The organism is Paenarthrobacter sp. CM16 (genome assembly GCF_013179505.1).
Taxonomy (GTDB): Bacteria; Actinomycetota; Actinomycetes; order Actinomycetales; family Micrococcaceae; genus Arthrobacter.
Genome location: NZ_JABMCX010000283.1, coordinates 1 through 6,044, shown reverse-complemented (window position 1 = coordinate 6,044; position 6,044 = coordinate 1). Strand labels below are relative to the sequence as shown.

Below are 6,044 nucleotides of genomic sequence, written 5' to 3'. Positions count from 1 at the left end.
AACGCCAAGGGCCGCCAGACCAAGTCCAAGGCCCGTCTGGCCCGCTACGAGGAAATGGCTGCCGAAGCCGAGCGCACGCGCAAGCTGGACTTCGAAGAGATCCAGATTCCCCCGGGACCCCGCTTGGGTTCCTTGGTGATCGAAGCCAAGAACCTGAAGAAGGGCTTCGATGACCGTGTCCTCATTGAGGACTTGTCCTTCTCGCTGCCCCGCAACGGCATCGTAGGTGTCATTGGCCCCAACGGTGTTGGCAAGTCCACGCTCTTCAAGACCATCGTTGGCATGGAGCCGTTGGACGACGGAGAGCTCAAGATCGGCGAGTCCGTAAAGATCTCCTACGTGGATCAGTCCCGTGGTGGCATCGATCCCAACAAGTCCCTTTGGGAAGTTGTTTCCGAAGGCCTGGACTACATCCAGGTGGGCCAGGTGGAGATGCCGTCGCGTGCTTACGTATCGGCCTTCGGCTTCAAGGGCCCGGACCAGCAGAAGAAGGCCGGCGTCCTCTCCGGTGGTGAGCGCAACCGCCTCAACCTCGCGCTGACGCTCAAGCAGGGCGGCAACCTGCTGCTGCTTGACGAACCCACCAACGACCTCGACGTCGAAACCTTGAGCAGCCTCGAGAACGCCCTCCTGGAATTCCCGGGTTGCGCCGTGGTGGTCTCGCACGACCGTTGGTTCCTGGACCGGGTGGCCACCCACATCCTGGCCTACGAAGGTGACGAGGAGAACCCGTCCAAGTGGTACTGGTTCGAGGGCAACTTCGACTCCTACGAAGAAAACAAAGTGGAGCGCCTTGGCCCCGATGCTGCCAAGCCGCACCGCGTGACCCACCGCCGCCTGACCCGCGACTAAAGTTACATCGCCCAGGCATATACGTAGAAAGGCCGGCCCCTGTGGGGCCGGCCTTTCCGGTTTAACGCCTCGGCGTGAACTCCCGGCAGATCGCCGGTGCCTTGAAAGGCTAGGGGATGCGGACCATGCCTTCCTGGGCGACTGTGGCAACATGCAGGCCGTCGCGGTTGAAGATGCGGCCTGTGGCGAGTCCGCGAGCGCCTTGGGCACTGGGTGATTCCTGGACGTAGAGCATCCACTCGTCCACCCGCACAGGGCGGTGCCACCACATGGCGTGGTCGAGGCTGGCGACGCTCATTCCGGGCGTCATCCACGCCAGGCCATGGGCCCGGAGGATGGGCTCCAGCAGGGTGTAGTCACTGGCGTAGGCCAAGGCTGCACGGTGGAGGTTGGGGTCATCGGGCAGGGGGCCCATGGTTTTCATCCACACTGCGTTGCTTGCTACGTGCTCGCTGGGAGGCGACACGTAGAGCGCCGGATCAATGTGGCGGACGTCGAAGGGGCGCTCGGATGACATATGCCGTGCCATGGGGTGGTCGAAATGCGACAGGAGTTCTGCGGTGCTGGGCAGGGACTCAGGGTCCGGAATGCCCTCGGGCATGGTGGCTTGATGGTCCAGTCCGGTGTCTTCAACCTGGAAGGAAGCAATCATGGACAGGATAGGCACGCCGTCCTGGTAGGCATGAACGCGCCGGGCGGAGAATGAGCGCCCGTCCCGCAGCCTCTCTACCCCGAACGTGATCGGTTTGTTGGCATCACCGGGACGCAGGAAGTAGCCGTGCATGGAGTGGGCTACCCTGTCCGGTTCCACCGTCCGCATACCGGCCATCATGGACTGTGCCAGAACCTGGCCGCCAAAAACCCGGTGTCGTGGTTGCTTCTGCGATGGGCCCAGGAAAATGTCCTCATTGGTCCGGGCGCCGTCAAAATCACCAAGGTCCAGCAGGCCGATCAGCACATCCATGGGGTCTTCTGCGGGTGCTTCAACTTCAAGGCCAGCGTTCGTCTCAGTCATGGTTCGACTTTAGACGCCGCCCGGACCCCTCTCAACCGCAGACATGCCGGTAGAGTCGATGATGTGACAGACGTCTTGACCCAGTCCTTCCGCTTCGCCGATCCCCGTGACCTCGCTGACTTGAAAACATATGTGACGCGGGCAAAGAGCATCGACGACGGCGCCATCCGCCTCCAGGCCGCGGGCAGTGTCCTGGCCGCCTATGTATGTGTTTTGCGGCCTCGCATCCTGGGGGAGTCCACCCCCACCATCCTCGGCTTGCGGACCATGGCCCTCGCTGAGGCGGCCCGGGCTGATGTCACGGTGACCCTTGCGTCCGTCATGGACCGATTGGCCCGCTCCGGTGCCGATGACGTGGAGCTGCCAATACCGCCGTCCACCGTGTCCGAGTCCTGGGCCGGCGTTGGCGCGCCGCGTTCCGGCTGGGAAGCGCAAGGATCAATGCTCGACGCCGACCTCAAGTCAGCGGCGGAGGCAGGCATTGCCGAGGTGGCCGGCGTCATTCCTGCTTTGGCAGGTGCGGCCGTGGTCAACAGCGCCAGGGCGGCAGTGTGGGGCCGTGAACTGCAAGGTGCGGGCGGCCTCCCTGCGGGCGCAGCTTTCGCAGCTTTCGCCCTCGGTTTCCTGGGCGACGCCGAGCAGAACGTCTTCCGTAATGGCCGCTGGTTCCGCCTCAGCGGTCCCCGCGGCCATGTGCTGGTTCGCACGGGTGCAGGCCTGGGCCTCGGCTTCCAGTCTTAGGCGCCTGACGAGGGGCTGTTGACCATGGTCAGTGCAGCGCGTTCCATGTAGTCCCACAGGGTCCCCTCATGCAGCGGCGAGAGCTCCAGCGCGTCTACGGCCGTGCGCATGTGGAAAAGCCAGCGATCCTTGGCTTCCGGGGTTACCTGGAACGGCATGTGGCGCATGCGCAGCCTCGGGTGGCCCCGTTCCTCGCCGTAGGTGGTGGGACCGCCCCAGTATTGCTCCAGGAACATCAGGAAGCGGCGCTTTGCCGGAGCAAGGTCCTCTTCGGGATACATGGGCCGAAGCAATGGATCCGTGGCCACGCCGTCGTAGAAGACATCGATCAGCTTGACGAATGTCGGGTGGCCGCCCACGGCAGCGTAAAAACTGTCCGTGTAGGCAGGCTGGCTGAACGGATCGTTTTGCATCAGCTGGCGACGAGGACCCGACTGGGGTGCCGGGGCTTGCCCGTCAGGGGTGCTACTCATTGGATTTCTCCTCGGCTTTGGTGACGCGCGGGGCGCCTGCTGTGACAGGGGCGGCTGATGCGCCGGGTTGATCAGTGGCGTCGGGGGTTTCCAACGGCACGTAGTCACCCTGCGAGCGGTTGCCCACGCGGAGGATCTCGCCGTTCCGCAGGTACCAGATGGCTCCGTCTTCGGCGCGGACCCGGGTGATGCGCAGGCCCACCGATTCAACGGTACCAATGACTTCGCTGGTGACGATGACGTCGCCGATCCCGTATTGGTCTTCAATGGTGATGAAGATTCCCGCAAGGAAATCGCGGATCAATTGCTGGGCGCCAAAGCCGATGGCGACACCCAGGATGCCCACACTGGTCAGCAGCGGCGCCACGTCCACGTTCATGTATTTGAGGACGTAGATAATGACGATCACTACTACCACGACGCTCACCAGGCTGGTCAGCAGCGTGCCGATGGTCTCTGCGCGTTGGGAGCGGCGCTCGTGGTCCAATGCGCGGATGGCTGGTTGCACCCACTTGAAGTGCGCTTTCTTGAAGAAGGAGCTTCCAGCGGACACCCGCCGCGTGATGCGCAGAATAACGAACCGCGCAACGATCCATACGCCCAGGCCGACGCCCAGTGTGATGAGGATGGAAACGAGGTCGATTTTTTCAGGTTCCAAAGTGACAATTTCTGCCAAGGGGATGGAGGTCAAGGGTGAATTTCTCCTTGTGGTCGGCCCGTGTTCGCCGGGCGCGGAACACTCTGTCCACCTACAACCCTAGCGCCGTAGCGTGACGGTATGCGCATCCTGGTCCTTGGCGGTACCGCCTTCCTGTCTGCAGAAATCGCCCGGCAAGCGATTGCTGCCGGACATGATGTCACCTGTTTTGCCCGTGGCACGTCAACAAACCCGCCCGACGACGCCACCTGGGTCAGGGGCGACCGCGCCTTGGGTGCGGCGGCCTACGCGGGGATCGATGGCCGGTGGGACTCTGTGGTGGAGGTGTCCCGGGATCCTGTGCAGGCAGGCCAGGCGTTGGACATGCTGGGCCGGGCTGCCGGTCACTGGACCTTTGTTTCGAGTTGCTCTGTTTACGCGGACCATTCGGTGCCCGGCGCCGATGAAGGCGCGGAGTTGCTGGAGCCGTTGCCCGCCGGACAGTCCGGTACCCCGGAGACTTACGGCCAATCCAAATCCGCTATTGAGCAGATGACTCTGGTTGCGGTGGGGGAGAAGGCGCACATCGTGCGGGCCGGACTCATCAGTGGCCCTGGCGACGAAACCGACAGGTACGGATATTGGCCTGCCCGATTCGCTGCTGGCCCTGGCCCGGTTCTGGTTCCTGACATCCCGGATGCCCCAACTCAGATCATTGACGTCCGCGACCTTGCAGCGTGGATCCTGCAATCCGCCGGGGAAGGATTGACCGGAACGTACAACGCGTTGGGGGACGTGGTCCGGTTTGGCGAATACATCGCCGAGTCACAGGGGGCTGCTGGCAGCGCAGGAGATGATGGCGCAACCCGGGATGTTGTGTTCGCTGACCCAGAGTGGCTCGTGGGGCAGGGCATCGAATACTGGGCCGGCCCGGACTCGCTGCCCTTGTGGCTACCGCCGGGCCACGATGGCTTTCAATCGCGGACCAACAGCGCTGCACAAGAGCGTGGCATGGTCCTGAGGCCCTGGCAGGAGACCCTTGCGGCCACGCTTGAGGATGAGCGGCACAAGGGTCTGGACAGGGACCGCAAAGCCGGCCTTAGCCGCGATACCGAACAACGGCTCGTGGCACTATGGCGGGCCCGGCAGCGCTAGGCGGCGGCCGTCGTCGTGCTTGGCTCGTGCAGCACGGGGAAGTTGACGCTGCGGGCGATGAAGCAGACCTGGTTGGCCTCGTGATGTAACTGGTCCATCACATCGGCGTGCCCGGGATCAGCAATGGTGACGTGTGGTTTGAGCGTCACGCTTTGAAATTGCCCACTGCCATCGCGGTTGAGTTTCATCAGGCCCTCCGCGCTGTCCTCATAAGCGGTAACCACCACACCGTGCTTGACGGCGACGTGCAGGAAAGAAAGCATGTGGCACTGCGAGAGCGCGGCAAGCAGCAATTGCTCGGGGTTGTAACGTGTGCGGTCGCCATGGAAAGTGGGATCTGCGGACCCCTGAAGGGTGGGCAGGCCCGGAATTTCTATGTCATGGTCCCGTGAATAACCGCGATAGCTTGCCGTGCCCTCGCCCAGGTTTCCGGTCCAGCGGACGGTCAGCGCATAGCGGTGTTCATTCAGGCCCATGCGGACAGTCTAGCCAAGGGGCATCAACTGTCCGCAGGGGCATCATGAGGTGGCTGGCCTAGACGTCGGCTGCCCGGGCACGCAATGCGCGCGCCACACCGTCACGGTTTTCCAGCATCATCCTGCGCAGGGCCGCGCTATCCTCTGGAAGCTCCGCCAGGAACGTATCCGTGCGGGCCACCGTGGCCTCGGTGGTCAGTTGTGCGGGGTAAAGTCCCACCACGATCTGCTGTGCCAAAGCATGGGTGCGTTCCTTGACGATCCCGGGAACGGCGTCAAAGTATTTTTCAGCGAAAGGCTCCAGCAGGGCAGTGTCCGGGACGCGCATGAACCCGGCCACCGCCGAAGCCTGGAGCGCGTTGGAGAGTTCACCGGTTTCCACGATCGCTTCCCACGTTGCCGCCTTGGCTTCAGGGGTGGGGATGGCTGCCTTCGCCTGGGCGGCGGCATTCTGGCCGTTGGAGGTGTTGTCCCGGTCGAGCTCGGCGTCGATGCGTTCCTGGCCCTGGCGTCCACCGGCCACCAGTGCGGTCAGCAGTTCCCAGCGCATATCCTGGTCCACCGTGAGGCCTTCCAGTGTTTCGGTTCCGTCCAAAAGGGCTTGGATGCGGTCCAACTGGCCGGCGCTGCGCGCGAGCTGGGTGAAGGATTTGGCAAATTGGAGCTGGGCGTCTGAGCCTGCCTCCACCGAGGAG

At 63.4% G+C, this 6,044-nt stretch carries 8 protein-coding genes; 3 read left to right on the top strand and 5 right to left on the bottom strand.

Going from position 1 to position 6,044, the window contains the following annotated elements; genetic code table 11:
- A partial coding sequence (locus HP499_RS19600; RefSeq protein ID WP_172325825.1) for an ATP-binding cassette domain-containing protein occupies positions 1 to 852 on the top strand: 852 nt, incomplete at its 5' end.
- Between the two features lie 109 nt (positions 853 to 961).
- Here the strand turns inward: HP499_RS19600 and HP499_RS19595 are convergent.
- Complete coding sequence (locus HP499_RS19595; protein ID WP_172325824.1) at positions 962 to 1,867, bottom strand: acyl-CoA thioesterase II; 906 nt, start codon at positions 1,865 to 1,867, stop codon at positions 962 to 964.
- Between the two features lie 63 nt (positions 1,868 to 1,930).
- Between HP499_RS19595 and HP499_RS19590 the strand changes: the two genes are divergently transcribed.
- The gene (locus tag HP499_RS19590; protein WP_172325823.1) at positions 1,931 to 2,608 is read left to right on the top strand and encodes a hypothetical protein; all 678 of its coding nucleotides are present in this window, start codon (positions 1,931 to 1,933) and stop codon (positions 2,606 to 2,608) included.
- Here HP499_RS19590 and HP499_RS19585 read toward each other — a convergent pair.
- Both HP499_RS19585 and HP499_RS19580 read right to left on the bottom strand, forming a co-directional pair.
- Positions 2,605 to 3,081 (bottom strand): globin, encoded by a 477-nt coding sequence (locus HP499_RS19585; RefSeq protein WP_305849751.1) that lies wholly within the window; start codon positions 3,079 to 3,081, stop codon positions 2,605 to 2,607. The two genes, HP499_RS19590 and HP499_RS19585, sit on opposite strands and share 4 nt — an antisense overlap.
- Entirely contained in the window at positions 3,074 to 3,772 is a 699-nt protein-coding gene (locus HP499_RS19580) for a mechanosensitive ion channel family protein (RefSeq protein WP_172325822.1), read from the bottom strand. Before HP499_RS19580 ends, HP499_RS19585 begins: the two co-directional genes overlap by 8 nt.
- An 87-nt stretch (positions 3,773 to 3,859) precedes the next feature.
- Here HP499_RS19580 and HP499_RS19575 point away from each other — a divergent pair, with 87 nt between their 5' ends.
- Positions 3,860 to 4,873, top strand: a complete 1,014-nt coding sequence (locus HP499_RS19575; protein WP_172325821.1) for an NAD-dependent epimerase/dehydratase family protein — start codon at positions 3,860 to 3,862, stop codon at positions 4,871 to 4,873.
- Here HP499_RS19575 and HP499_RS19570 read toward each other — a convergent pair.
- Both HP499_RS19570 and HP499_RS19565 read right to left on the bottom strand, forming a co-directional pair.
- Positions 4,870 to 5,349, bottom strand: a complete 480-nt coding sequence (locus tag HP499_RS19570; RefSeq protein WP_172325820.1) for an OsmC family protein — start codon at positions 5,347 to 5,349, stop codon at positions 4,870 to 4,872. The two genes, HP499_RS19575 and HP499_RS19570, sit on opposite strands and share 4 nt — an antisense overlap.
- Before the next feature lie 58 nt (positions 5,350 to 5,407).
- Positions 5,408 to 6,044 (bottom strand): ERAP1-like C-terminal domain-containing protein (locus HP499_RS19565; RefSeq protein WP_172325819.1); only part of this gene is annotated, 637 nt, incomplete at its 5' end.

Bases quoted from the DNA above. Each gene is read 5' to 3' on its own strand.
- HP499_RS19570 (WP_172325820.1), bottom strand. From the start codon at position 5,349: ATGGGCCTGAATGAACACCGCTATGCGCTGACCGTCCGCTGGACCGGA.
- HP499_RS19585 (WP_305849751.1), bottom strand. From the start codon at position 3,081: ATGAGTAGCACCCCTGACGGGCAAGCCCCGGCACCCCAGTCGGGTCCT.
- HP499_RS19595 (WP_172325824.1), bottom strand. From the start codon at position 1,867: ATGACTGAGACGAACGCTGGCCTTGAAGTTGAAGCACCCGCAGAAGAC.
- HP499_RS19575 (WP_172325821.1), top strand. From the start codon at position 3,860: ATGCGCATCCTGGTCCTTGGCGGTACCGCCTTCCTGTCTGCAGAAATC.